Source organism: Vibrio sp. 704 (assembly GCF_033339295.1).
This window is the reverse complement of the sequence record NZ_JAWOUH010000441.1, coordinates 1-699: the sequence shown is the minus strand read 5'-3', so window position 1 is coordinate 699 and position 699 is coordinate 1. Positions and strand designations below refer to the sequence as shown.

Annotated in this window: 1 protein-coding gene; it reads right to left on the bottom strand. The window is 47.1% G+C overall.

Annotated features, from left to right (window positions below; all coding sequences use genetic code 11):
- A partial coding sequence (locus R7R24_RS26980) for an efflux RND transporter permease subunit (RefSeq protein WP_318120162.1) occupies positions 1–699 on the bottom strand: 699 nt, incomplete at both ends.

The following is a 699-nucleotide window of genomic DNA, read 5'->3' as shown; positions in this document are numbered from 1 at the left end:
AATCACGACACCAGCAATGCCGTAAAAGAAAGCGCTATCAATACCACTCGAAAGCAAGAATGGTGCGAATACAGCAATCGTTGTCAGAACACCAAATGTCGCAGGCGTAGCAACGCGTTTGACACCGCGTACCACGTTCTCGACACCGCCGCCCTTTTCTTCGATTTCACTGTACGCACTTTCTCCCATGACGATGGCGTCATCCACCACAATTCCGAGCACCATGATGAAAGCGAACAGCGAGACGATGTTCACTGTAATACCCAAAGCTGGCATCATCATCACCGCACCAAGGAAACACACTGGTAAGCCGATCATTACCCACATCGCCAAACGGAAACGTAAGAAAATCGTCAACATGATCGCAACAAGCACCGCGCCTTGCAGCAAGTTTTTCAGCATCATGTCTAGACGACCATTTAGGTAGTACGTCATGTCGACCAGAATTTTTAGCTGAACATCACTCGGCAAGGTTTTGTTTTTGGCTTCGATGTAGTCACGAACTGACTGAGCAACCGGAATGATGTTTTGATCGCGCGTCGCTTCGACTGACATGTAGATAGCATTTTGACCTGAATACTCGAAGTAGCGCTCTTCTTCGGTAAAGCCATCTTTGATGGTAGCAATGTCTTGCAACAATACCTTGGCACCATTGGCACCTAGATTAACGGGAATATTTCTAAATTCATCTCCACGGTA